The sequence below is a fragment of the Streptomyces sp. NPDC002588 genome, assembly GCF_040295925.1.
GTDB lineage: Bacteria > Actinomycetota > Actinomycetes > Streptomycetales > Streptomycetaceae > Streptomyces.
In genome coordinates this window covers 37,932-60,643 of the sequence record NZ_JBEOWF010000062.1, presented here as the reverse complement: position 1 = coordinate 60,643, position 22,712 = coordinate 37,932, and the positions used below count along the sequence as shown (strand labels likewise).

The 22,712-nt window shown below is 70.1% G+C and carries 24 protein-coding genes and 2 pseudogenes; 8 read left to right on the top strand and 18 right to left on the bottom strand.

The window, feature by feature from the left end; translation table 11 throughout:
- Positions 1–14: 14 nt before the first annotated feature.
- The 3 genes from ABT057_RS44535 to ABT057_RS44525 form a co-directional block, all read right to left on the bottom strand.
- Positions 15–266, bottom strand: a complete 252-nt coding sequence (locus ABT057_RS44535; RefSeq protein ID WP_352350243.1) for a hypothetical protein — start codon at positions 264–266, stop codon at positions 15–17.
- Between the two features lie 223 nt (positions 267–489).
- Complete coding sequence (locus ABT057_RS44530; protein WP_352350241.1) at positions 490–3,279, bottom strand: glycoside hydrolase family 2 protein; 2,790 nt, start codon at positions 3,277–3,279, stop codon at positions 490–492.
- Positions 3,280–3,515: 236 nt separating this feature from the next.
- Complete coding sequence (locus ABT057_RS44525; RefSeq protein WP_352350239.1) at positions 3,516–4,706, bottom strand: ROK family protein; 1,191 nt, start codon at positions 4,704–4,706, stop codon at positions 3,516–3,518.
- Positions 4,707–4,908: 202 nt separating this feature from the next.
- Between ABT057_RS44525 and ABT057_RS44520 the strand changes: the two genes are divergently transcribed.
- The gene (locus ABT057_RS44520; RefSeq protein WP_352350237.1) at positions 4,909–6,363 is read left to right on the top strand and encodes an APC family permease; all 1,455 of its coding nucleotides are present in this window, start codon (positions 4,909–4,911) and stop codon (positions 6,361–6,363) included.
- Here ABT057_RS44520 and ABT057_RS44515 read toward each other — a convergent pair.
- From ABT057_RS44515 to ABT057_RS44500, 4 genes are all read right to left on the bottom strand, one after another.
- The gene (locus ABT057_RS44515; RefSeq protein WP_352350249.1) at positions 6,308–6,751 is read right to left on the bottom strand and encodes a hypothetical protein; all 444 of its coding nucleotides are present in this window, start codon (positions 6,749–6,751) and stop codon (positions 6,308–6,310) included. The two genes, ABT057_RS44520 and ABT057_RS44515, sit on opposite strands and share 56 nt — an antisense overlap.
- A gap of 110 nt (positions 6,752–6,861) precedes the next feature.
- A complete protein-coding gene (locus tag ABT057_RS44510; protein WP_352350235.1) occupies positions 6,862–7,737 on the bottom strand; it encodes an alpha/beta fold hydrolase in 876 nt (291 codons plus the stop codon).
- A 26-nt stretch (positions 7,738–7,763) separates the two neighbouring features.
- Positions 7,764–8,465, bottom strand: coding sequence for an SDR family oxidoreductase (locus tag ABT057_RS44505; protein WP_352350233.1), 702 nt, complete (start codon positions 8,463–8,465; stop codon positions 7,764–7,766).
- A gap of 88 nt (positions 8,466–8,553) precedes the next feature.
- A complete protein-coding gene (locus ABT057_RS44500) occupies positions 8,554–8,883 on the bottom strand; it encodes a hypothetical protein (protein ID WP_352350231.1) in 330 nt (109 codons plus the stop codon).
- Between the two features lie 284 nt (positions 8,884–9,167).
- On the opposite strand from ABT057_RS44500, the gene ABT057_RS44495 reads away from it, so the two are divergent.
- The 3 genes from ABT057_RS44495 (at position 9,168) to ABT057_RS44485 (ending at position 11,537) form a co-directional block, all read left to right on the top strand.
- Positions 9,168–10,154 carry a DUF3533 domain-containing protein gene (locus ABT057_RS44495; protein WP_502974070.1) on the top strand — a complete coding sequence of 329 codons (987 nt, stop codon included), beginning with the start codon at positions 9,168–9,170 and terminating at the stop codon, positions 10,152–10,154.
- 192 nt (positions 10,155–10,346) lie between these two features.
- Entirely contained in the window at positions 10,347–10,916 is a 570-nt protein-coding gene (locus tag ABT057_RS44490; RefSeq protein WP_352350230.1) for a TetR/AcrR family transcriptional regulator, read from the top strand.
- A gap of 273 nt (positions 10,917–11,189) precedes the next feature.
- Complete coding sequence (locus ABT057_RS44485) at positions 11,190–11,537, top strand: site-specific integrase (protein ID WP_352350228.1); 348 nt, start codon at positions 11,190–11,192, stop codon at positions 11,535–11,537.
- A 128-nt stretch (positions 11,538–11,665) separates the two neighbouring features.
- Here ABT057_RS44485 and ABT057_RS44480 read toward each other — a convergent pair whose 3' ends face one another.
- Complete coding sequence (locus ABT057_RS44480) at positions 11,666–12,646, bottom strand: GlxA family transcriptional regulator (RefSeq protein WP_352350226.1); 981 nt, start codon at positions 12,644–12,646, stop codon at positions 11,666–11,668.
- A 112-nt stretch (positions 12,647–12,758) separates the two neighbouring features.
- Between ABT057_RS44480 and ABT057_RS44475 the strand changes: the two genes are divergently transcribed.
- The 3 genes from ABT057_RS44475 to ABT057_RS44465 all read left to right on the top strand — a co-directional run bounded on the left by ABT057_RS44475 (position 12,759) and on the right by ABT057_RS44465 (position 14,603).
- Positions 12,759–13,739, top strand: coding sequence for an NADP-dependent oxidoreductase (locus ABT057_RS44475; protein ID WP_352350224.1), 981 nt, complete (start codon positions 12,759–12,761; stop codon positions 13,737–13,739).
- Between the two features lie 30 nt (positions 13,740–13,769).
- The gene (locus ABT057_RS44470) at positions 13,770–14,090 is read left to right on the top strand and encodes an NIPSNAP family protein (RefSeq protein ID WP_352350222.1); all 321 of its coding nucleotides are present in this window, start codon (positions 13,770–13,772) and stop codon (positions 14,088–14,090) included.
- A gap of 66 nt (positions 14,091–14,156) precedes the next feature.
- A complete protein-coding gene (locus ABT057_RS44465; protein WP_352350220.1) occupies positions 14,157–14,603 on the top strand; it encodes a GlcG/HbpS family heme-binding protein in 447 nt (148 codons plus the stop codon).
- 430 nt (positions 14,604–15,033) lie between these two features.
- On the opposite strand, the gene ABT057_RS44460 is transcribed toward ABT057_RS44465, so the two are convergent.
- The 8 genes and pseudogenes from ABT057_RS44460 to ABT057_RS44430 all read right to left on the bottom strand — a co-directional run bounded on the left by ABT057_RS44460 (position 15,034) and on the right by ABT057_RS44430 (position 20,031).
- Positions 15,034–15,831: a recombinase family protein gene (locus ABT057_RS44460; RefSeq protein ID WP_502974069.1), complete on the bottom strand. Its 798-nt coding sequence runs from the start codon at positions 15,829–15,831 to the stop codon at positions 15,034–15,036.
- Positions 15,832–15,834: 3 nt separating this feature from the next.
- Positions 15,835–15,960, bottom strand: a pseudogene (locus ABT057_RS49330) (zinc finger domain-containing protein); the annotation flags it as partial.
- Positions 15,961–16,279: 319 nt separating this feature from the next.
- On the bottom strand, positions 16,280–16,684 hold the full coding sequence (locus tag ABT057_RS44455) for a hypothetical protein (protein ID WP_352350216.1): 405 nt from the start codon (positions 16,682–16,684) through the stop codon (positions 16,280–16,282).
- Between the two features lie 30 nt (positions 16,685–16,714).
- Positions 16,715–17,062 carry a hypothetical protein gene (locus ABT057_RS44450; RefSeq protein ID WP_352350214.1) on the bottom strand — a complete coding sequence of 116 codons (348 nt, stop codon included), beginning with the start codon at positions 17,060–17,062 and terminating at the stop codon, positions 16,715–16,717.
- Between the two features lie 17 nt (positions 17,063–17,079).
- Entirely contained in the window at positions 17,080–17,217 is a 138-nt protein-coding gene (locus ABT057_RS44445; RefSeq protein WP_352350212.1) for a hypothetical protein, read from the bottom strand.
- Positions 17,217–17,633, bottom strand: a complete 417-nt coding sequence (locus ABT057_RS44440; protein ID WP_352350211.1) for an MFS transporter — start codon at positions 17,631–17,633, stop codon at positions 17,217–17,219. Before ABT057_RS44440 ends, ABT057_RS44445 begins: the two co-directional genes overlap by 1 nt.
- A gap of 367 nt (positions 17,634–18,000) precedes the next feature.
- On the bottom strand, positions 18,001–19,023 hold the full coding sequence (locus ABT057_RS44435) for an alpha/beta hydrolase (RefSeq protein WP_352350209.1): 1,023 nt from the start codon (positions 19,021–19,023) through the stop codon (positions 18,001–18,003).
- An 84-nt stretch (positions 19,024–19,107) separates the two neighbouring features.
- Entirely contained in the window at positions 19,108–20,031 is a 924-nt protein-coding gene (locus tag ABT057_RS44430; protein WP_352350207.1) for an SDR family oxidoreductase, read from the bottom strand.
- Between the two features lie 139 nt (positions 20,032–20,170).
- Here ABT057_RS44430 and ABT057_RS44425 point away from each other — a divergent pair, with 139 nt between their 5' ends.
- Positions 20,171–20,785 carry a TetR/AcrR family transcriptional regulator gene (locus ABT057_RS44425; RefSeq protein ID WP_352350205.1) on the top strand — a complete coding sequence of 205 codons (615 nt, stop codon included), beginning with the start codon at positions 20,171–20,173 and terminating at the stop codon, positions 20,783–20,785.
- A gap of 179 nt (positions 20,786–20,964) precedes the next feature.
- On the opposite strand, the pseudogene ABT057_RS44420 reads toward ABT057_RS44425, so the two are convergent.
- Together ABT057_RS44420 and ABT057_RS44415 are read right to left on the bottom strand one after the other, a co-directional pair.
- A pseudogene (locus tag ABT057_RS44420) lies at positions 20,965–21,036 on the bottom strand (hypothetical protein); the annotation flags it as partial.
- A 241-nt stretch (positions 21,037–21,277) separates the two neighbouring features.
- Positions 21,278–22,513 (bottom strand): glycosyltransferase, encoded by a 1,236-nt coding sequence (locus tag ABT057_RS44415; protein ID WP_352350203.1) that lies wholly within the window; start codon positions 22,511–22,513, stop codon positions 21,278–21,280.
- Between the last annotated feature and the right edge of the window lie 199 nt (positions 22,514–22,712).

Below are 22,712 nucleotides of genomic sequence, written 5' to 3'. Positions count from 1 at the left end.
CAACGGCGACAAGCTCACAGCCATACCCAGAACCCCGGGTCCGCCGATCTTACGAATGACCAGCTCGGACCCACACTTGGAAGGTAGGACAAGCTGAGCAGATCGCGCTCCTCACCGAGCAGCTCGCCGCCGAACGCATCCTGGAACGCCTGGAGATCACCCGCGAGACGATGCTGGACCTGGCTGCCGAGGACGGCATTGAGCCTGCCACGCCACTGCCGCCTGGTTACCGCGAGGTCCTCGCCGCCTTCGAGCGGGCCGGGCACGGGCTCCGCGCGAAGGAGGTCTGCGAGTCGCTGGGCATCGGCACCGAACCGCGGCACACCGAGAGCGTCCGCGCCAAGCTGAAACGCCTGGTCGACCGCGGCATCCTCGCCGAGCCCGACCCCGGGGCCCCGGCCTGTTCGCCCTCACCCCGCCGGCACCGGCCACCCCGGACACCAACTCAAGCTGAAACCCGACGAAGCATCTCAGAATACCCGCTTACGGTCACCGCATTGCGGGGATCGTCTTCTCCGCGGTGTTCCAGCCCGAGATCCGCAGACCGGGCGCGGACCCGTGCAGATCGGCCGTCCGATAGGTGGCCGTCAGGGTCGCCGACTCGCCCGGCCACAGGCTGACCTGGTTGTCGGACCACTGAACCGGCAGCACCGGCTTGCCGTCCGAGTCCACGAGATGGACGTCGGTGAGCAGCGACGGGACGTTGCCCGTGCCCGTGTTGCGTACCGTGACCGTCGTCGTGGACGTGCCGTCCTGGCCCGTCGTGGTCGACGCCGAAGCTGAAACCGGCGCCTGCGCCATCGAGCTCAGGCCCTTGAGGTCGGCGTAGCTTGTCGTCGGCGTGTAGTACCAGTCGGTGTTCGCCCAGTCGAGGGTGTCCGGCTTGGTGGAGAGCCAGTAGACGTTGCGGCTCACCTCCTTGCCCGTCGAGTCGGTCAGGACCAGCCGCGCCAGATACGTCGTCGACAGGCCGCTCACGGACGAGGGCACGGTCAGCGCGGTTGTGCGGGCGCCGTCGCCGCCCACGCTCATGTCCGTCGTGGTCTTGTCGTACTTCTGGGTGCCGTCGGTGTTGAAGAGCGTGACCCGGGCGGTCAGTCCGGAAGCCGACGCATGGCGCTTGTTCACCACCACGACCGAGCGGTTGTCGTACGAGTACTGGATGTGCAGCGGCTCATTGGCCTTCTTCGCGCCGAAGTACGCGCCCCCCTGGTCGAGGTAACGGTCCATCAGCTGCCAGTGCAGCGAGGTCCAGCCGCTGTTGAACATCCAGTAGATGACACCCGTCGACGGCTTCGAGGAGTCGGTGGCGTTGCGGCCGTACGCCTCGTACTGCGCGCGTACGTTCTCGTACTGGGCGAGCTGTGCCTTGCGTACGTAGTCGGTGAGGCCGGAGGGCGCGCCGTAGCGCCCGGTCAGTGCGTTGTCGTAGAGCTTGAGGTTGCCGAAGGTCGAGGACGGTGAGCGGTGGTACTGCTTGGCGCTCGGGTCCTTCCAGAGCGTGTCCAGCTCGGCCGGGGTCATCATGCGCTTCAGCGTGTCAAGTGTGGGGATGTCGGGCCCGGCGCTGGTCTCGGAGTTGAAGCCGGTGGCTCCGCCCTCGCGCTTCTCGTACCAGTAGTTCGGCGGGATCCAGTCGTAGGGGCCGGTCATCTTCATGCCCGAACTGCCGGAAACCGGCGAGGAGTTGTTCGAGGCGGCGGCGATCACCGGAGTCGGCCAGTCGGCCGCGGTGAGTGCGTCGAGGTAGTTCTTCTCGATCGTCGCGTCCGGGGCGAAGTCGCTGCCGATGAGGAAGGAGATGACACTGGGGTGGTCGCGCAGCCGCGCCGCCTCGGCCGCCATCGACGCCTTGGCGACCGGATAGTCGGCGGCGGTCCACTTGTCACCGGACTCGCTGCCGTTGACGTTCCCCTCCCATTTGTCGCAGCACTCCCAGCCTGGCAGCGTCAGGATGCCGTACCGGTCCGCGAGGTCGAAGAACTCGTCGGGCTCGATGTGCCCTTCCAGCCGGATGGTGTTGAGCCCCAGGTCGAGGGCGTACTTGAGCCGGTCCTCGACATAGGTCTTGTCCCAGCGCAGGAATTCGTCCGGGGACCAGCCGCCGCCCTTGATGAGCAGCTTGCGGCCGTTGACGCTGTACTGCCGCGCGCCGTCGCCGTTCAACGGGGCTTTCACATCGCGGATGCCGAAGTTCTCGTGCGCCGTGTCCGAGGCGGTGCCGGATACGGAGGCGGTCAGGTCGAGCCCGTACATCGGCTGTGCGCCCATGCCCGCGGGCCACCACACCTTCGGTGAGGTGAGATGCAGTCCCGGGACGTCGGCCGGCGCGAAGGCGACGGACTTCGTCTCGTGCGCCGCCAGGGACACCTGACGGCTGAAGGAGACCGCGCCGACGCTGCCGGAGACCGTGGTGGTGACGGCGGAGCCTGAGTCGTTGCGCACCGTCGCCTTGACGGTCAGATCCGCGGTGGCGAGCGACGGCGTGTCGAGCTTGGTCACGACATGCGCGTCCCGCAGCGCGACCGGGCCGCCACGGCGTATGAGCACATCACGGACGATGCCCATGTTCTGGTCGGGCGGCGGCTGCAGCCAGTCGATCCAGCCCATGGTGAGGTTCTTGTTCGGGTCGTTGGGCTGAATGCGGAAGGCGACCGTGTTTGTGCCGTTGCGCACCAGTGAGGTCACGTCCAGCTCGTGGTGCGTATAGGCGCCCGCCACATCGGCGGCCTTGGCGACCTGGGTGCCGTTCACGTAGACGTCCGCCGCAGAGACGACCCCGCTGAAGTCCAGATACGTACGCTCGGAGGTGTCGGCGACCGTGAAGTCCGAGCGGTACCACCAGGGCACCTGGAAGTCGGCCTTGGGAATCGACTGCTGGTTGGTCGAGTAGAACGGGTCGGCGTACTTGCCGTCCGCGAGCAGCGCCGCGAGGACCGTGGAGCGGGAGCCCGCCGGGTACCAGCCGCTCGCCGGATAGCCGGGGGTGGAGACATCGGTCGCCGAGTCGGTGACCTTCGCCGACGACTGGATCGCATACCAGGAGACCGCGGTGGCACTGCCGGCCGCAGACGGCACGGAGGTCCGGTGCGGCACCACCGTACGGTGCGGCGCGGACCCGGGCGGCGCGGTGGGCGAGGGCGCGTGAGCGGCGGCCCACGCGCTCGTGGACAGGGTGCAGAGCAGGCCCAGGGCGATGGCCGCGGTGGCGACGGGCCTTCGCCGGGTGAGGGCGGAGCGGTGGAACACGGTGATCTCCTCGGGGGCTCGGTGGAGCATCCGCGCTTGGAGCACTGCGGGACCGCAACTAAAGTTAGGAAACTTTACTAACTGGCCCACCAGGCTAGGAGGTCGAGCAATGCGTGTCAATCACCGTTGTGTGTGTGACGGGACCGCGGAGGAGCGTGACGGGGCGCGGGGGAGTCGGGACTGCGGGGAGGGGAACCGGCCGTCGGGCGAATGGGCGGCGACCTGCCGGGAACGACCGATCAGAACGCCGGATCGAGGGCGTCGGCCTAGGATGCCGACCGGCGCTCGAACACCACGTCCCGTGCCGTCCCCAGCGCCGTGGCCACCGCACCCATCAGCACCGCGTCCTCCCCGAGCCGGCTGGGTGCGATCTTCGGCCGCAACGGTGTCAGCTCGCGCAGCGTCTCCCGTACGGGAGACAGCAGCAGGTCTACGCTGTGCCCGACGCCCCCGCCGAGCACCACGAGATCGGGGTCGAGCACCGCGGCGGCAGCGGCCACGGTGTGCGCGATCCGCTCGCCCTCCAGCTGAACCGCCTTGACCGCGGCGGGATTTCCGGACCGTGCCGCGTCGAAGACCGCCTTCGCGGTGAGCTGCCCGCTCATGCCGAACGAGCGCGCCGACTCGACGACCGCCTCCCCGGAGACCGCGTCCTCCAGCGTTTCCGGCTTCTGCCGCCCGGGCCAGGGCAGAAAACCGATCTCGCCCGCGCCCCCGTGGGCCCCGGTGAACAGCCGCCCTTCGCTGACCACGCCCATGCCGAGCCCGGTGCCGATCATGATGTACGCGAAGAGTCGGCTGCCCGCGCCCACGCCGTAGGTGTACTCGCCGAGCGCGGCCAGATTGGCGTCGTTGTGGACCTCCAGCGGAATACCGAGCCCCTCCCGCATCCGGTCGAAGAGTCCGGCCCGGCCCCAGCCCGGCAGATGTATCGCATACCGCACCCGCCGCTGCTTCTCGTCGTACACCCCCGGCGTGCCCACCACGGCGTGCGCCACCTCGGCCGGGTCGACACCGGAGCCGGCTACCACCTGGAGCGCGGTGGCCACCACCAGGTCGGCCATGGCACCGGAGGTGCGGGCACGGTTGCGTACGTCGGTGCGCGAGACCACCTCGCCGTCCAGATCGGCTACGGCGACCCTGAGCCAGCTGCGGCCGATGTCGATGCCCAGCGCATAGCCGGCGGCGGGGTCGGGAGCGTAGAGCACGGCGATCCGGCCGCGCTCCGGGGCGTGGGTGCCCACCTCGTGAACCAGCCCGGCATCCGCCAGGGCGGCCAGCGCGCTGGACACGGTCGGCTTGGACAGGCCCGTCTCGCGCGCGAGCTGGGCGCGCGACGCGGCGCCGGAGGTGCGCAGCCGGTCGAGCAGCAGCCGTTCGTTGGTGCTGCGCAGCCGCTGCCGACTCCAGGGCTGCTCTGCGACGACCCGGTCGGACATCGCACCATTCTCACCCATCGGGGACAGCCTCTTGACGCATCTAGTAAGGGTCCTTAACTTTATCGCCCAGTCAGCCTTGCCGGGCGAGCCAAGGGGAGCCCAGCACCGGTCGGATACCCGCCGCCCTTGATTCGTCGGCCGCCAACGGACGTCGGCCCTCACTCCGTACATCCCGCCATCCCGCGCATCTCCCCGCGTCCCGCTTGCTTCAGGAGGTCCCATGTCCGGTAGCCCGCCCCCCGAGGGCGGCTTCGTCCGCCGCGTCGGGCTGTTCCAGGCCACGGCCATCAACATGAGCCAGATGTGCGGCATCGGGCCCTTTGTGACGATCCCGCTGATGGTCGCCGCGTTCGGCGGCCCGCAGGCGGTCATCGGCTTCATCGCCGGAGCAATCCTGGCACTCGCCGACGGGCTCATCTGGGCCGAACTCGGCGCCGCGATGCCCGGCTCCGGCGGCAGTTACGTCTATCTGCGCCAGGCTTTCCAGTACCGCACGGGCCGTCTGATGCCGTTCCTGTTCGTGTGGACGGCGACGCTCTTCATCCCGCTGATCATGTCCACCGGTGTCGTCGGCTTCGTCCAGTACCTCGGCTATCTGGCGCCGGATCTGGGGCAGACGGGCGGCGACCTGATCGGCCTCGGCGTCATCGTCCTGGTGATCGCGCTGCTGTGGCGGGGGATCGAGCACATCGCGCGGATCACCGCCGTGATGTGGACCGTGATGATCGCCGCGGTGCTGATGGTGATCGTGGCCGCGGCCAGCGACTTCAGCCCGCACCTGGCCTTCACCTACCCCGCGCACGCCTTCGAGCTGACCAGCAACCACTTCTGGATCGGCTTCGCCGCGGGCCTGACCATCGGCATCTACGACTACCTCGGCTACAACACCACCGCGTACATGGGCGCCGAGATCAAAGATCCGGGGCGCACCCTGCCCCGCTCCATCATCTTCTCGATCCTCGGCATCATGGCGATCTATCTCCTGCTGCAGATCGGCACGCTCGGCGTCATCGACTGGCACCGGATGACCAACCCGGACGACATCGCCTCCACGTCCGTGGCCTCGGCGGTCCTGGAGAAGACCTGGGGCAAGGCAGCGGCCGACACCGTCACGGTGCTGATCCTCATCACGGCGTTCGCCTCGGTGTTCACCGGGCTGCTCGGCGGCTCGCGGGTCCCCTACGACGCGGCCAAGGACCGGGTGTTCTTCCGCCCGTACGGGAAGCTGCACCCACGCCACCGCTTTCCGATGCTGGGTCTGGCGACCATGGGCGTGATCACGGCCATCGGCTTCCTCATCGGCCGCCACACGGATCTGGCGACCCTGATCCAGCTCCTCACCACTGTGATGGTGATCGTCCAGGCCCTGGCGCAGATAGCGGCCCTGACGGTCCTGCGCAAGCGCCAGGCCGGACTGCGCCGCCCGTACAGGATGTGGCTCTACCCCGTCCCGAGCATCGTCGCCCTGGTGGGCTGGCTGGTCATCTACGGCTACGCCGACAAGAACTCCCCGGGTCGCCACCCCATCGAGTGGTCGCTGACGTGGCTTGGGCTGGGCATCGTGGCGTTCGTGGTGTGGGCCCGGCTGGAGAAGGTGTGGCCGTTCGGGCCGAAGGAGATCAGCGAGGAGTACCTCGCGGGGGCGTCGGCGGACGGGGAGCCGGTGGCCATTTAGGGCGGTCGGCCGCCCAGCGGGCCGCCCGCCTCCCCGGCGGGTCCGTTCGGCCGACCACGGTCCGGGCCACCACAGTCCGGGCCGCGCAGCGCAGCAGCACGTCACGACGGCGCGGCTGCTGGCGCCGCTGCACCAGGCAGTGCCGGCACAGCCAGCCCATCGGGATGTAGGGGAGTTCCTCCGGCGACGGCGTCCGGCCGATCAGATCGCCGACGTTGTATCCGTCGCCGCACAGTCCGCAGGCACCCGCAGCGCTGGCCGGCTTGACCGACCGGGGCCGGGGAAGGCGGGCAGCGAGACCCGCCGCGAGGAGCGCCTGGTGATCGCCGCCGACCTGCACGACTTCGTCGCCCGCCACGTCACCGGCATCTTGGTCCCGCCAGGTCATGATCGGAGAAGGAACAGGCGTGCGATGACACTGTCACGCGACATGGTCGAACCCGGTCCCCGTGAGGCACTTACACCCGAACGGGGGTGGCCATGGCCCTCTCGGGGCGCTCACGCCAGGGCGGCCAGCAGGCCGGCCAGGACGTCGGGCCGTTCCAGGGCGATGAAGTGGCCCGCCTTCGGGACCTGCGTGAAGTCGGCGGCGGGCAGCAGCTTCTTGTTGGCTTCCCGGTCGGAGGGCCGGGACCAGTCCTTCTCGCCGTAGACGAGATGGATGGGGGCCGTGACCTCGGGGTAGCGGGAGCGGGCCGCGATGAGGCTGGGCAGGGCCTGGTACACGGCTCGGGCCACGGTCGGGTAGCCGGGGCGGCCGCCCACCTGGAGGAGCTCGTCGATGTAGTCCTCCCGCAGCGCGGTCCTGTCGCCGAGGCCGCCCTGCAGGATCTTGCTGAAGGCAGGCTTGGGCTCCACCCCGGCGATCACCGGGCCCACACCGGGCGTGAGGACGCCGCTGACCACCACGCGGGCGAGGAGCGAGGACCGGGCGATCCCGCCGCGGAAGTCGTACGCGTTCACCGCGACGACGCGCCGGACCCGCTCCGGCAGATCGGCCGCGGTGGTCAGGGCGAGCACCGCCCCCATGGACTCCCCGACCAGCGTCACGTCGTGGAGGTCGAGTTCGGTGAGGAGCCTCTCGACGCCCGTGCGCATGCCCGGCTCGTCGTACGACGCGCCGGGCACGATCTCGGAGTAGCCCATCCCCGGCAGATCCAGGGCGTAGACGGTGTAATGGTCCGCGATCAGCGGGATGAGGTGGCGGAAGTGCTCGGCCTGGGTGCGCACGGTGTGCAGCAGGACCAGGGGGGCGCCGGTGCCCGCTTTGAGGTAGCGGAGGGTGCCCTCGCGGCTGCGGCCTGCACGGGGAGCGATGGTGTGGCTGGTGGTCCCCGGAATGTGAATCGTGGGACGTGAGTCTTGGGTGGACATATCGCCGTCTTCCGGTGTGTGGGGGCTTACTCGGCCAGTTGGGGATACAGCGTCGTGAGGTCGCCGGCGAGGCCCGTTTTGACCTGGCGTGAGATGGCGTCGGCGAGGATTTCGTGGGCGCCGGCCTCGATGCCGTCGAGAGCGAGTGCGGCGACGTCTCGGGGGTTGGACTTGGGTGCGTCGACGCCGGCCGCGAGGTCCGTGTCGACGTAGCCGACGTGCAGTCCGGTGACCGTGATGCCGCGCGGCTGCAGTTCCAGGCGCAGGGAGTTGGTCTGTGACCACAGGGCGGCCTTGGAGGCGCTGTAGGAGCCGCCGAGCGCGATCCAGGAGAGCACGGAGTGCACGTTGAGGAGGTGGCCGCCGCCGTTGCGCTCGATGACCGGCACGAAGGCGCGGGTGAGGAGCAGCGGGCCGTAGAAGTTGGTCTCGAACTCCTGGCGTACGTCGTCGACCGGGGAGTCGAGGAAGGACGCGCCGACCGAGGCACCGGCGTTGTTGATCAGCACGGTGACGTCTTGCGCCTGGGCGGCGGCCGCGGCCACGGAGGCCGGGTCGGTGACCTCCAGCGCCACCGGGACGGCGTCGGGGTGCGTCACGGTGCGCGGGTCGCGGGCCGTGGCGTAGACCTTGCCGGCGCCGCGCGTGTACAGCTCCTCCACCAGCGCCTTGCCTATGCCGCGGCTGCCGCCGGTGACGAACACGTTGGCGCCCTTCAAAGCGGTCATGACTCTCTCCACAGAATGAGAAACCGATCGGTTTCCCCAAAGAGTAAACCGATCGGTTTTCAGGCGCAAGCCCGGCGGGACCCCGGCTTCACCGGGGCGTTCCGTACCCGTGGACCCCTGGGGTGACGAGCTCTCCATCTGTCTGTCCGGCCTGGTCGATGTCGGCGTCGTCCAAGCCGGGTTGGGGCTTGAGGCCGAGTTTCCCGACCATGCCGTAGAGCCACTCCGGGGCGATGTCGGGCGTGAGGTGGAGGCGGAGGGCTGGGGGTGGTGGGATGCCTTCGACGCCGGAGAGGGGGTCCGTAAGGCTCTCGACGTACATGGTGATGCGGTCGCCTCGCAGTGTGGACGTCGAGCCGGGCGCTCCGTCGATGTGCTGGATCTGCGGGCCGACATCGGCCCTTGGTGGCAGGTGCACGGCCTGACGGGCATTCAGCCGGTCCGGACGGACTCGCGGGGCGGGGCTCTGATCGCCTGGCGAACGACGCCCACATCCGCGAGGAGCTTGATCGGCAGGTCGAAGGGGGGCTTCGCCGCCCGGGCTTGCGTCCGGAAACCGATCAGTTTACGGTGATGAAACTGTTCGGTTTCTCGCTGTGAAGGCGACTCTCGAGCCCGAATCCCCAGGAGTACGGATGACTTCCGCGCGCGACACCGAGGGGCAACCGACGACCCCGGCCCCCAGGCTTCCGGCGAAGCAAGCTGTTCGGCGCGCTCCTCGTGCCCGCCGACTTCACCTCCTCCGCCACCGCACTGACCGCCACCGCGCCCACCAGGAACCCGGCCCGCCCGACACTGACGGTGCTGACCAACCAGTCCGCCGGCGGCATCGGCTCCGGCCTGGCCCGGACGGCGACGACCCGGGCGGCCGGGAATGCCTCGCTCCAGATGGGCAAGGAGCTGGCAGCCGAGATCGGGACCGCACAGGCGAAGCTGCCCACCGCGGCACGCGTCCTGCTCGCCGACCCGGCCGCCGTCACAGTCGAGGACGGCCATCCGCTCGACTCGCACAGCGGCCTGGGCCTGACGGCGTTCTACTACGCGCTCACCCTGGTGGTCGTCGGCATGCTCTCCGCCAACGTCATCAGCGGCCAGGTCGACCACGCCCTCGGCTACACCCACAACGACATGGGCCCACTGCGCCTGCACCGCCCGCTGATCCGGGCGGCCCGGGTCCAGACCCTCGCCATCAGCGGCACCCTCATGACCGGCCTGTCCCTGCTGATGGGCACCGTGGTCATGGCCGGCGCGGTCGGCATCATGGGCATGGACGCCGCCCACCTGTCCCTCCTCTGGCCGTACTCGGTGTGCGCCATCGCCGTCACCGGGATCGGCGCGCTCACGCTCCTCGCCGTCTTCGGCACGCCGGGCATGCTGGTGGTCACGCTGGTGTTCATCGGGATGGCGGTGCCGACGGCCGGGGCCACCACCCCCATCGAGGCACTGCCCGGCTTCTACCGGTTCCTTGCGGAGTTCGAGCCGCTGCGGCAGATCACCGGCGGGATCCGCTCGATCCTCTACTGCGACGCCCAGGGCGACGCGGGTCTGACGCGGGGCTGGGTGATGATGGGGGCCGGACTCGTGGCGGCCGCGCTGTTCGGCTTCGGCGTACTGGGGTGGTACGACCGCAAGGGACTGCACCGCATCCCAGCGGAGACGACGCCCGGCAAGACCGCCGCCCCGGCATAGCGGCAGGTCACCCAGGACGGGGTCATTGCTCGGAGTGGCCCCGGTGTGTGTGTCGCCCTGCCGGGGACGACAGGCGCGCACACCATCATGGCTCGGCGACGGTCTTCCCCCAGGCCGTCGCCGAGCCTCTGCCCGAAGCCTCCTGGAAACCGATCGGTTTTCTTTTTCTCTGTTTCGGGTTAACCTCGCGGTATGACCACCGAAGTGAAACTGAGCTCCAGGGAGCGGCTGCTGGAGGCGGCGGCCACGCTCACTTACCGAGACGGCGTCAGCATCGGCGTCGAGGCGCTGTGCAAGGCGGCGGGGGTGTCGAAGCGCTCCATGTACCAGTTGTTCGAGAGCAAGGACGAACTGCTGGCAGTGAGCCTGAAGGAGCGTGCCTCCGCCTACGCGGCGACTCTCCTGCCTGCGGCGGACGACGGCCGCTCCCCCCGCGAGCGGATCCAGCACGTCTTCGAGCAGGTGGAATCACAGGCCGGCGCCCCCGAGTTCCGCGGCTGCCGGTACCTGGCCGTGCAGATCGAACTCAAGGACCAGAGTCACCCCGCGAGCCGGGTCGCCCATCAGGTCAAGGCGAACCTGACCGCCTTCTTCCGCGCCGAGGCCGAACAGGGCGGGGCGGGCGATCCCGATCTTCTGGCCCGGCAGCTCAGCCTGGTCTTCGACGGCGCCAGCGCCCGCGCGGGAATCCAGGCCGACAACCTGACCGGGCTCATCGCACCCACGGTGACCACCCTGCTCGACACGGCAGGCGTGCGCTGACGCATCGCCCGTACAGAACACTCCCTCACCGCCCGGCGCTCGCGGGAAGCCCGATGGCCGTGAGCGTGTTGCCGAGCATGTCGCACGCGAAGAAGCCCGCAGTCTTGTCGGTGTCGGCGCCCAGCGACACGCGGGTTAGAGTCTGCCGTCATGACCGCAGTCCCGTTCCCTTTTGCTGCCGCCCCGGAGGGGTGGCGAGTGGCGATCAAATGCCCCGACGACGGACTGATTCCGGTGATGCCAATCGTCGGCTGGGCCACCCCGGTTGACGGCATGCGGCGAACCGATCACCAACTGGCCGCACTCGACGTGTGCCCGGAGACCGGCCGGTCCCGGCTCTCCTACCGCCGGGCCGAGGAGATCTTCGAGGAGAACACTCGGCTGCTGGCCAACCCCCTCGCCTCACCCGAGGACATCGAGGACCTGGACGGCTGGACCCTGCACCGGCTGCTGCACTCCGCGCCTACGCACGACGCGGAGGGTGGCACCTCCACCCCGATGCTGCTGGCCCGGTCCCGCCATGCCTCCGTCCGCTCCCTGGAGCGGTACGCCCGCCCCGGCGTCGACGCCGTCGCCCGACACGTCGCCGTACGCGACCCAGCCGCCCGCCGGAAGCGCTGACCCTTCCAAGATCAACTATTGGCGTCTTCTGGGCTCACGTCGGCGATACCCCGTAGAGGGCGGCAGGAGCCACTCGACGCGCCGGGTGATGGGTGGGGCGTTGTCGCAGCCCTGACCCGGCTGGGTGGTCACCGTGCCGTCATCGGTTCCGGTGCGTTGTGGGCGCGACGGTAGGCCAGTGGTGACAGGCCCAGGTACGTGTGGAACTGCTTGCGCAGGGCGACGGGGTCGCCGAAGCCGCAGACGGTGGCGATCAGTGCGACGGTCAGGTCGGTGGACTCCAGCAGCAGGCGCGCGTGCGCCAGCCGCCGCTGCGCCAGCCACTTCAGCGGGCTGCTGCCCACCTCACTGCGGAACCGCCGGGTGAAGGTGCGCACGCTCATGTGCGCGTGCCGGGCCATGTCCTCCAGTGTGACCGGCTCGGCCAGCCGGTCCAGCGCCCACTGCCGGGTCGCCGAAGTGGAACGGTCGGTGTCCTGCGGAACCGGGTGCTCGATGAACTGCGCCTGCCCGCCCTCGCGCCACGGCGCCACGACGCAGCGCCGCGCGGCGGCCGAGGCCACCGCCGCCCCGTGGTCCAGACGGACCAGGTGCAGGCACAGGTCGATGCCGGCCGCTCCGCCGGCGGACGTCAGGATGCGTCCGTTGTCGACGAACAATACGTCCGGATCGACCTCGACGTCGGGGAACAGCCGTGCCAGCGCGTCACACAGCCCCCAGTGCGTGGTGGCCCGCTGACCGTCCAGCAGACCGGCCGCCGCGAGCAGGAAGGCCGAGGTGCACAGGCTGACGATGCGGGTTTGCGGCCCTATCCGGTCCAGCGCCGCGGCGAGTTCCTCGGGGAGCGCGCCGGTCGCGAGCAGCTGCTCGCTGGGCTCCTGCGTGGCGAGAACGACGGTGTCCGCGGTCTCCAGCACCGACTCGTCGTGGTCGACGACGATCCGGTAGTCCTCGTGCGTGCGCACCGGCCGGCCGCCGAGGGAACAGGTGCTGACGGAGTACAGACGGGTCCCATCCGGTTCGCAGGCCTCGTTGAACACCCGGGCCGGGATGCCCAGGTCCAGCGGCAGGACTCCGTCGAGGGCGAGAACGACAACCCGATGCGTCATGGCCGGAATGGTACGACAGATGTCCCCCCGGCCACTCACCCGCCTCCGCGAGCACACGCCACTCTTCCTTCAGCGGGGACGCGGTCCCCGCTGAAGGAAGAGCAAGACAGACATGAGCGAGGACATCGTGAGCGAGAACACCATGCGGGCAGTCACCATCAGCGAGTTCGGCGGAGCGGAGGTGCTGACCGTCGAGGAGGTCGCGCGCCCGGTGCCGCTGCCGACCGAGGTGCTGGTGCGTGTGCACGCCGCCGGGGTCAACCCGGTGGACTGGAAGACCCGCGAAGGTCAGGGCATGGCGGGGCTGCAGACGTTCCCGCTGATCCTGGGCTGGGACGTGTCCGGTGTCGTCGAGGAGGTCGGCTTCGGCGTCACCACCCTGAGGGTCGGCGACGAGGTGCACGGCATGCCGTGGTTCCCGCGCGCCGCCGGCGGCTACGCCGAGTACGTGACCGCGCCGGCCCGCCAGTGGGCCCGCAAGCCGGCCACCCTGGACCACGTGCACGCGGCCGCCGTGCCGCTGGCGGCGCTGACCGCCTGGCAGACCGTGGTCGACACCGCCCACGTGCAGGCCGGCCAGCGCGTCCTGATCACGGCCGCCGCCGGCGGGGTGGGCCACTTCGCGGTGCAGTTCGCCCGGCACCTGGGCGCCCACGTGATCGCCACCGCCGGCGCCGCACGCCACCCCTGGCTCAAGGAACTCGGCGCCGACGAGACGATCGACTACACCACCACCCGCTTCGAGGACGTCACCAAGGACATCGACGTCGTCATCGACCTGGTGGGCGACGCCCACGACAACACCAGCACCCGCTCGCTGAAGGTCCTGCGCCCGGGTGGCCTGCTGGTCGCCGTCCCGGCCGGGGTCTCCCCGGAACTGGCCACGGCCGCCGAGGCGGCCGGGGTGCGGGTCACCCCGTACCTGGTCGAGCCGGACGGCGCGGCGCTGACCACGATCGCAGACCTGATCGACGAGGGCGAAGTCGCCGTCGAGGTGGAGGAGACCCTCCCGCTGGAGCAGGCCGGCGCGGCCCACGCCCGCGTCGAGGCCGGCCGCACCCGCGGCAAGGTCGTCCTCACCGTGACCGACTGACCATCCCTGCAAGCAGTCAGGAGCAGCACCGTGTACTACGAGATCCGCCGCTACCAGGCGCAGCCCGGACGCCGTGAGGAGTGGGTGCGCTACATGGAGGACGTGGTCATCCCGTTCCAGGCCTCGCTGGGCATGGACGTGACCGCCTCCTTCGTCGACGCCCAGGACGAGGACGGCTACGTGTGGATCCGCCGGTTCGAGGACGAGGCCCAGAGCGAGGCCCTCTACGCGGCCGTCTACCAGCACGACCGCTGGAAGAACGAGATCGGGCCGGTCGTCTACGGTCTGCTGATCCCCGAGGAGACCGCCGTCACCCGCGTGGTCCCCACCCCCGCCTCACCACTGCGGTGACCCGGCCCCACCACTTGCGCCCTTAAACGGCGCCACCCGCACAGCACAGCCACAAAGGGACCACTCATGAACACTGACACACTCGCAATGTCCTCCCCCGCCTACTCGATCACCCAGGCCGCAGCAGCCGCACTGATCGCAGCGGTGCACACGGCCGCCGCCCGGATCGGCTTCGCGGCGGCTGTCGCCGTCACCGACCCGGGCGGGCACCTCAAGGCGTTCGACCGCGCCGATGACGCGCCCTTCCTCACCACCGAGGTCGCCGTCGACAAAGCCTGGACCGCAGCCTCTTTCCACACCCCCACCCACGCATGGAACGACTACCTCGCAGATCCGAGCATCGCGCCGCTGGGCGGCCACCCGCGTCTGATGGCGGTCGGCGGCGGCTACCCGATCATCGACAACGGCCAGTGCGTCGGAGGTCTCGGAATCTCTGGCGGCAGCTACGAGCAGGACCAGCAGGCAGCCGAAGAAGCCCTGGCCACCCTCGGGTTCGAGGTGCGCGCCCGCTGACCGCCCGGCCCGTACAGCCCGCCATCGCAGCCATCGAAGGCGGACCGCACGGCTTCAGCACTCTGAGATCATCCCACTGCCCCCTTGCTTACCTTGGCCGAATCTCTTGTGGCCCCGTCCGCAGATCAGCGTGGTCTACCTGGAGAATCAAGCCGAGCAGCTCTGAGGTCGCCTCGAGCGCCTGGTGGGGAGATTCACTCACATATCGCCATCAGCGGCCGGGCACATCACCGAACGCACGGTGCAGGGCATCGTCACCGACCTTCGTCGCCGGCGCGGACAGCGGCGACGATGTCGCTGATGACCTCGCGCGTTGCCGCCGGAACCGGATGGCTGTCCATGAGCGGGCCGATGTCCATGCCCCTTCCCCTCCCCGGCCCCGCACCAGTGGGCCCTGTCCTCCCCAAGCTCCGGCGAAGTGACAAGTAGCTCAGAGTGACCGGTCGGAGCCTTCGGCCTGGAGGGCGGCGAAGTCGGCGCAGGCCACTTCGACGGCTTCGGGGTACGCCTGGGCCTTCTCGTGTTCGGCGAGCGCGCGGTAGATGCTGGCCAGGCCCGGGTTCCGCCCCTTGCGCTTGCCGGTGGGGATGATCAGGTCGGGCCGGATCTTCTCGACGGACTCGCCTGCCGCCCGGCGGCGGAGCACGGTGTGGAGCATGTCGTCGGTGATGACCGGTGGGCGGCCTCCGTGCTTGCCCTTGCGGGCTGCGGCATCGAGCCCTTCGAGGGTGGCCTCGCGGATGCTTTCGCGCTCGGTCTCCGCCATCGCGACGAAGAACCCGAACAGCATCCGGCCGGGGCCGGACGGGTCGTAGATGCCGGGCAGCGGGCCGGCCAGCATCTCCAGGACCAGGCCGTGGGCGGTCAGGTGGTCGGCCAGCGCGGTGAGATCGGCGGCGTCCCGGCCGAGCCGCTTCATCTCGTACACGGTGAACAGCACCCGGCAGTGCGGGGCGTGCGCCTTGATCTCGCGGGCGAGGGCGAGCGCGGCCTCGAACTGGGGGCGGACCCGGACCCGGCTGCTGATCTTCTCGGAGAAGACCTTGCCCCGGGGGATGCCGTGCGCGGCCAGGGCGTCCAGCTGCGACTGCAGCTCCTGGGTGAGGTGGCTGCAGCGGGCGTACCCGATGCGGATGTCCGCCCCGGGGGTACCGGTCTCGGGCGCGGCCGGCGGCGGGGTGCCGGCCCGCCAGGGCTGGCCGGGGCCGCGGTCGGCCGGGGTCGGCACTCGCAGCAGCTTGGCGAGCCGGGCCACCTTCTTGAAGCGGCCGGTGTGGTAGATGCCGGCGACGGCGCCCGAGCGGGATCGGCAGGGCGAGCCGGGCTGGACGCCGCAGCGCGGGCAGTCGTGGCGCTCGCGGTGGTGTGCTGAGGGTCCGTCACGCCCGGAAACCTCTCACAAACCACTCCCAGAACAGGGGTCCGACGCCATTTGAGTGAGAACGAGTTCTGAGAACCGATCGGGCGCCCGGGCCGCCCCCGGCGACCCTTTCCGATCTTGCTCCCGTAATGGGTCGTTTGCGAGAGGCCCCGCCCAGGGCGGGGCCTCTCGTCGGAAAGAAGTGCGGATGCGGGTTGTTCGGCGGGTGTGGTGTTCAGCCGGTCTCCTGCAGGTCTGGCGTAACGCCCTGGGCCGAACTTTCCAGGCGCTGCAGGGGCCGGACGCTGCACCGCCGTCAGGCGTCCATCGTCTCGGACGCCGGGGACGCCTGGTCCGGAGCGGCCGCGGCGGTGCCTCGGCGCAGCCCGGTCAGGCAGGCCGCAGTGGCCAGCACGGCGGCGGCGAGGGCGACGGCAAGCCCGGCGCGGTAGTCCGCCACGTCGGCATGGACAGCGTGGCCGAAGACGGTGGCCACGACGCCGAGGACGACTCCGCTGCCGACCTGCGCGGAGGCGATGAACAGGCCGGAGGCGAGGCCGTGTTCCTGGGGGCGGGCTCCGGCGATCGCGCTGATGGTCGCGCCGACGTAGCTCATGGGGCAGCCCAGCCCCATGACGACGGTGGCGATGCCGAAGACCAGGATGCTGTCGAGCGATCCGAGCGTCTCGGTCCACAGGATGCCGAAGAGCATGAGGGCCATGCCCGCGGTCGCGATCGGCCAGGCGCCGCGTCACATGACCTGCCCGGCCCAGCGCTGCGCGGTCAGCAGGGTGAGGAATCCGCCGGGGGCGAAGATGAGCCCGACTTCGAGGGGGGACCAGCCGTGGGCGTTCTGGAGGCAGAGCGTGGCGACGAACTGCCAGGCGATGTAACTGCCCTGGAGCAGGAGGATGGTGATGTTGCCGCGGGCGAGACCAGGCCTGCGGAGGATCGCCAGCAGGACGAGCGGAGAGCGACACACCCGCTGCATCTGGACGAAGGCGGCACCGAGAACGGCGGCCGTCGCGAGGGAGCCGATCGTGAGGCCGCTGCCCCAGCCGTGGCTGGAGCTCAGCGAGACGCCGTAGACGAGGGCCATCAGGGCCGTGGTGACTGTCAGCGCCCCGAGTACGTCGACGCGCTGGCGCTCGGCATGCGCCTCGGGGCGGGGATGACCATGGGGGCCAAGATCAGCAGGACCAGCGCGAGAACGGCGGGCACGAGCAGGACCAGCCGCCAGGTGCCGGCCGCCATCAGACCGCCGAGAACCAGGCCGCCGGTGAAACCGATCGCCGAGATCGACACGAAATCCCGAGGGCCTTGTGCCGCTTGGCTTCGTCGTCGTAGGTGTGCAGCAGGATCGACAGGGCCGCGGGTTCGGTGAAGGCAGCGGTGACGCCCTTGACGAGGCGGGCCGCGATCAGCACCGCGGCGCTGGTGGCGAAGCCGCCCACGAGGCTGGCAGGACGAACACGGCCAGCGCGACCAGCAGCAGCTTTGCGGTCGAACAGGTCGGCCAGTCGGCCGCCCAGGAGCAGGAACCCGCCGTACCCCAGGACGTAGGCGGTCACCACCCACTGGAGCGTCTGTGGTGTCATGCCGAGCGCCTGCTGGATCTTGGGCAGTGCGGGGCCCATTGCCGCCACGTCGAAGGCGTCGATGAACTGCACGCCGCAGAGCACAGGGAGCAGCAGGGCGGTCTGCCAGGCCTTTCTTGTGGCTGGGGGGTGTGGCCGTGTGGCCGTTGGCGTTGGCATGGGGGTTTTCCTCAGGGGGATTCGCAGTAGCGGAAGCAGAGTTGGGGCGCGGGCGCGGTTCGCATGTGGGCGAGAGCGGGCGAGGGCATTGGTGCTGCCAGTGCCGGGCCGCGCGAGGCCGGGTTGAGGAGGTGGGGCGGTCCCGAACTGGCCCTCGGGTTACGGAGCCAGAGCGTGGGGCCGAGGAAGCCGAAGTGGTTGCCGGCTTCCTCGGCGGGTTATCGGCTGTCAGCAGGTCCGTGTGGGGGGCCTGGCGGTCAATCACCGCGCGGACGGACGCTCAGGACTGACGGGCAGTGAACTGGCGGCGCAGGTATCCGTGCCAGGCGTGGACGTACTCGACGCTGACCGTGGCTTCGGGGGCGAAGAGCTCCCAGGCGTGGTAGGCGCCGGGGTACAGATGCAGTTCGACAGGCACACCGCCGGCCTGGAGCCGCGTCGCGTAGTTCAGGTCCTCGTCGCGGAAGACGTCGAGTTCGGCGGCCGCGATGAAGGTGGGCGGCAGGCCGGTGAGGTCCCTCGCGCGCGCGGGTGCGCTGTACGGGTGCACCTCGTCGGCGCCGGCGCGGTCCCCGAGGATCAGGTTCCAGGCCAGGATGTTGGTCGCGCGGTCCCAGATGCCGATGTCGGTGACCTCGTGACTGGACGCGGTGGTGTTGCGGTCGTCGAGCATCGGGTAGCTCAGCGCCTGGAACAGCGGCGCCGGTTCGCCCTGGTCGCGGATCATGAGCGCGGTGGCTGCGGCTATACCGCCGCCGCCGCTCTGCCCGGCCAGGGCGACGCGGTTCTCGTCGATGCCGAGCGCGGCCGCCTCGCGGCGAAGCCAGCGGTAGGCGAGCAGTCCGTCCTCCGCGGCGGCCGGGGCGGGAGCCTCCGGCGCGAGCCGGTAGTCGACGGAGGCGACGGCGCAGCCGACCGCCAGGACCAGGTGCTTGAGGGTGGGATCGTCCTGGGCCGCGTACCCGAGGACCTGCCCGCCGCCGTGGAACCAGAGCAGCACCGGAAGCGGCCCGGCTGCCTCGGTGGGCCGCAGCAGCCGGATGGGGAGGGCGGATCCGTCCGGGCGGACCACGGCGACCTCTTCGACCGACACGGACGGCTCATCCGGGATCTGGGCCGCGATCGCCTCGGCGAAGGCGCGGACGCCGGCTCGCGTGCCCTCCAGGTCGGTGAGGTCGAACACCCCCGCCTCGGTCATCGGCACCGCCTTGAGGGCCTCGGCGAGTTCGGGGTCGATCCGCTCGTGTGCGTTCTTGGTGTTCATGTCGTTCGTTTCCTCTCGGCTGCGCGGCAGCTGGGTCATGCAGGGGATGGTGGGTCGTTCGGGCCGGGTCCGCCGGGCCGTCTGGATGGGCGCGGCGGCCGGACCGGGATGGATAAGGGGGGCTCAGCGCGGGGTGGTTGCGGGGGCGTCGAAGTAGTGGCCCTGGCCGAGGTCGTCGATGAGGCCGGGCCGGACGGGCTTCCAGCCCAGGAGGTCGCGGGTCAGCGTGCTCGAGGACGGGTTGTCGGCCTGGGCGTGGGCGCTCAGGAAGCCGAAGTGCGCCTCGGCCTCGGTCGGCGCGATGCTGACGACGGGCAGGTTCAGCCCGCGGCCGATGCCCTCGGCGATCTGACGGAAGGTGATCCCCTCGTCGTCGACGGCGTGCAGCCGTGACCCCGCCGGTGCGGATTCCAGCGCCAGCCGGTACAGGCGCGCCGCGTCGAGCGTGTGCACGGCGGGCCAGCGGTTGGCCCCGTCGCCGACGTAGGCGGCGACGCCCTTGGACCGGGCGATGGAGATCAGGGTCGGGATGAAGCCGTTGTGGTCGAGCGTGCTGTGCACGGTCGGAGCAAGCCGGACGACGGACGAGCGGATGCCGCGTTGCGCGAGTGCGACCACCGCGTTCTCGGCGTCGATCCGCGGCCCCGCGTCGATCACGTCGGCTTCGGTGGCGGCGTCTTCCAGCCCCGAGAAGGCGAGCAGCATCGTTCCCGACGCGGTCACCAGAGGCTTGCCGGTGCCGGCGAGCGCGTCCCCGAGCGTGTCGATGGCGCGCAGATCCGCTGTGACCGCGCTGTCGAAGTCGCCGGCGAACATGGCGTCGTGTTTGAAGGCCAGGTGGATGACGCCGTCGGCTGCGGCGGCGGCCGCGGCGAGGCCGTCGGGATCGTCGAGGTCGCCTCGGTGCACCTGGGCACCGGCGGCCGTCAACGCGGCGGCGGACCTGTCCGAGCGGGCCAGGCCGACGACCCGGTGTCCCGCTTCGAGGAGTTCGGGGATGACGGCGGAGCCGACGTGTCCGGAGGCTCCGGTGACGAATACGCGCATGGCGTGCGCCTTCCTGCTGCGGGCTCCCCATCGGGGGCGGAGAGCCGTGATGTCAGTTCGTGACATCACCGTAGTACCCATGTCAGATCCTGTCATCACTCCGATGTCAGATTCTGTCATCGGTGTGTAGGATCGGGGCATGAGCCGATGGAAACCCGATGCACGAGGCCGCCTGGAGAAGGCGGCGATGGAGCTCTACAACGACAAGGGCTTCGAGGCCACCACCGTGGCGGAGATCGCCGCGCGGGCCGAGGTCACCGAGCGCACCTTCTACCGGCACTTCGTCGACAAACGGGAAGTCCTCTTCCAGCCCAACGCGCTCGCTGACGTCCTCGCGCACGCCACGGCCACCTCCGCCCCTCTGGCGCCGCTGGAGGTGATCGCCTACGCCCTGACCGAAGCCGCTCCGGTCTTCGAAGAACGCGCAGAACTGGTACGGCAGCGCCAGACCGTCATCGCCGCCAATCCCGAACTGCAGGAACGTGAACTGGCGAAACTGGCCTCACTTGTCTCCGCCCTCGCCCACGCGCTTCGGGAACGCGGTCTGGAGGCCACCACCGCAGCACTCGCGGCCGAAATGGGGATCGCCGCGTTCAAGGTCGCCTTCGAACGCTGGATCAACGACCCCGACCAGCACACCCTCGCCCAGCACATTCGGGAAACCCTGGACGCCACCAGGCACCTCACCGCGCCCGCCGACCACGCCGCCGCAACCGACGACGGGAGCTTCCCAGGCCAGGAGAACGTGGCATGAATGCGGTGGGCACCCCGAGCAAGGGGCCCGCGGCTATCCATCCTCTCCGTCGCCCGTCTCGTCGTCTCTGTACGGTCACGCAGCCGCCGCAGGCCCGGCGCCGGCGACCGGGTGAAGGCATAGCGGCCGAGGAAGTTGATGTGGTCGTACTGGAGCGCGGACAGCCGGGCGAGCAACTCGTCGGTGACGGGAAAGCGGTCGGCCGCGAGCTGCTTGACGGCGGCGTCGATGTAGAGGCTGTTGAACAGCACCACGGCGTTCAGCGCTACCAATGCCTCGCCGAGGCGCTCCACCCACTTCGGCTCGGCCAGCACCTCCCGCAGCAGCAGGGTGTTCACGTGTTCTCTGAACTACGAGCTCGTAACGCGATCACGGCTGGGCTCGTTTGAGGTGTCGCCAGCAGATGAGGCGGCAGGCGAAGGAGATGAAGGCGCCGTGGAGTTCGGTGCGGCGGCACCGGACGCTTTCCCTGGCTCGACGATCCGGCGTGGTTCACACGGACATTGCCAGCCTTTTTCCGCTGACCGTGTCGAGCAGCAGCTTCGCGGCCACCGTCGCCCCGTTGGTACGGATCGTGCTGGCCACGGCAGCCGCTCGTGCGCGGGTCTCGGGGATCAGGGCCGTCCTCAGCGCGGCCGACAGGGACTCGAAGGTCGGAGTTGGACCATCGTGTGCCGCGCCGATGCCCAACTCGGCCACCCGGCTGCCCCAGTACGGCTGATCCGCCAACTGGGGGACCACCACCTGGGGGGCGCCGACCTGCGCCGCCGTCGTCGTCGTACCCGCGCCGCCATGGTGCACGACAGCGGCCACCCGACCGAACAGCGCCTGATGGTTGACCTCGCCGATGGCGAAGCAGTCCTCCCGGCCGTCGATCAGCGCCAGGTCCGCCCAGCCGCGCCCGATGACGACGCGGCGGCCCTGCGCGCGGACCGCCTCGATGGCCACCTGGGCGACGTCCGTCGAGGCGTGCATCGGCATGCTGCCGAAGCCCACGTACACCGGTGGCGCGTCGGCGTCCAGGAACGCCACCAACTCGGCCGGGAGCGGGCGTTCGTCCGGCAGGATCCACGCGCCGGTCTGAACGACGTCGAGGTCGGGTGTCTCCTGCCACGGGTCCAGGATCGGGTCCGTCGCCAGCCATGGCTGGTCGCCGATGACGTAATCGCGGACGTGCTTCACCGGGGGCAGACCGGCCGCCGCCCGGTTCGTGTTGAGCGCCTCGCCGAACAGCGCGTCGATGTTCTGGGCGTCCAGATCCCACAGCGCCCGTTTGTCGGTCACCTCCGGCGGGAACGGCCGCCCCTGATACGCCAGTGGCCGGCGGTGCGGCGCCGGCAGGGTGAGCTGCTGGAAGGTCACGGACACGGACCGGATGCCCAGCATCTCGGCCACCGACAGCGCTCCGGCCGCGGCCGGCATCATCCCTGTCGCCACCAGCACGTCGCATCCCTCGGCCGCCGCGGTGACCGCGTCGAACTGCCCGGCGATCACCTCGGCCGCGCGCTGCGGCAGGCCCGATGCCGGCGGGGCCTCCTTCGTCCAAGCCCGCGCCGACCGGCTGACGGGCACCAGCGGCACGCCCACACCGCCCAACCGCTGCGCGAAGTCCTCGTCCGGCGGCGCGCACACCCGCACCTCCGCGCCGAGTCCCCGTAACCGCACCGCAAGTCCCACCAGCGGTTCGACGTCCCCGCGTGACCCATACGTCGACAACAACACACGCATTTCGCGACACCCGTTTCCGTAGGTTCTGGCTTCGACCGGCGATTCTGCGGCACGTCGGGGGTCTTGCCGCAAGCCCCCCGGTGCGCTATATGTTGAGCATGGCAAGGAGTGGGTAACCTCCTTGCCTGTGCCTTTTGCCGTCCGCTGTGGACGGACGACCTCCTTTCGAAGCGGCGGCTCGCCGCGTACGGCGGTGCCG

What these genes read in the sequence shown, in the direction of transcription:
- ABT057_RS44525 (WP_352350239.1), bottom strand. Translation starts at nt 4,706, where the DNA reads ATGGGTGAGAATGGTGCGATGTCCGACCGGGTCGTCGCAGAGCAGCCC.
- ABT057_RS44445 (WP_352350212.1), bottom strand. Translation starts at nt 17,217, where the DNA reads ATGGCGGCCGGCACCTGGCGGCTGGTCCTGCTCGTGCCCGCCGTTCTC.
- ABT057_RS44455 (WP_352350216.1), bottom strand. Translation starts at nt 16,684, where the DNA reads ATGGCCCTCATGCTCTTCGGCATCCTGTGGACCGAGACGCTCGGATCG.
- ABT057_RS44510 (WP_352350235.1), bottom strand. Translation starts at nt 7,737, where the DNA reads ATGTCCACCCAAGACTCACGTCCCACGATTCACATTCCGGGGACCACC.
- ABT057_RS44515 (WP_352350249.1), bottom strand. Translation starts at nt 6,751, where the DNA reads ATGACCTGGCGGGACCAAGATGCCGGTGACGTGGCGGGCGACGAAGTC.
- ABT057_RS44425 (WP_352350205.1), top strand. Translation starts at nt 20,171, where the DNA reads ATGAGCCGATGGAAACCCGATGCACGAGGCCGCCTGGAGAAGGCGGCG.
- ABT057_RS44450 (WP_352350214.1), bottom strand. Translation starts at nt 17,062, where the DNA reads ATGGCCCTCGTCTACGGCGTCTCGCTGAGCTCCAGCCACGGCTGGGGC.
- ABT057_RS44505 (WP_352350233.1), bottom strand. Translation starts at nt 8,465, where the DNA reads ATGACCGCTTTGAAGGGCGCCAACGTGTTCGTCACCGGCGGCAGCCGC.
- ABT057_RS44465 (WP_352350220.1), top strand. Translation starts at nt 14,157, where the DNA reads ATGAACACTGACACACTCGCAATGTCCTCCCCCGCCTACTCGATCACC.
- ABT057_RS44520 (WP_352350237.1), top strand. Translation starts at nt 4,909, where the DNA reads ATGTCCGGTAGCCCGCCCCCCGAGGGCGGCTTCGTCCGCCGCGTCGGG.
- ABT057_RS44430 (WP_352350207.1), bottom strand. Translation starts at nt 20,031, where the DNA reads ATGCGCGTATTCGTCACCGGAGCCTCCGGACACGTCGGCTCCGCCGTC.
- ABT057_RS44480 (WP_352350226.1), bottom strand. Translation starts at nt 12,646, where the DNA reads ATGACGCATCGGGTTGTCGTTCTCGCCCTCGACGGAGTCCTGCCGCTG.
- ABT057_RS44415 (WP_352350203.1), bottom strand. Translation starts at nt 22,513, where the DNA reads ATGCGTGTGTTGTTGTCGACGTATGGGTCACGCGGGGACGTCGAACCG.
- ABT057_RS44490 (WP_352350230.1), top strand. Translation starts at nt 10,347, where the DNA reads ATGACCACCGAAGTGAAACTGAGCTCCAGGGAGCGGCTGCTGGAGGCG.
- ABT057_RS44475 (WP_352350224.1), top strand. Translation starts at nt 12,759, where the DNA reads ATGAGCGAGGACATCGTGAGCGAGAACACCATGCGGGCAGTCACCATC.
- ABT057_RS44435 (WP_352350209.1), bottom strand. Translation starts at nt 19,023, where the DNA reads ATGACCCAGCTGCCGCGCAGCCGAGAGGAAACGAACGACATGAACACC.
- ABT057_RS44530 (WP_352350241.1), bottom strand. Translation starts at nt 3,279, where the DNA reads ATGCTCCACCGAGCCCCCGAGGAGATCACCGTGTTCCACCGCTCCGCC.
- ABT057_RS44485 (WP_352350228.1), top strand. Translation starts at nt 11,190, where the DNA reads ATGCGGCGAACCGATCACCAACTGGCCGCACTCGACGTGTGCCCGGAG.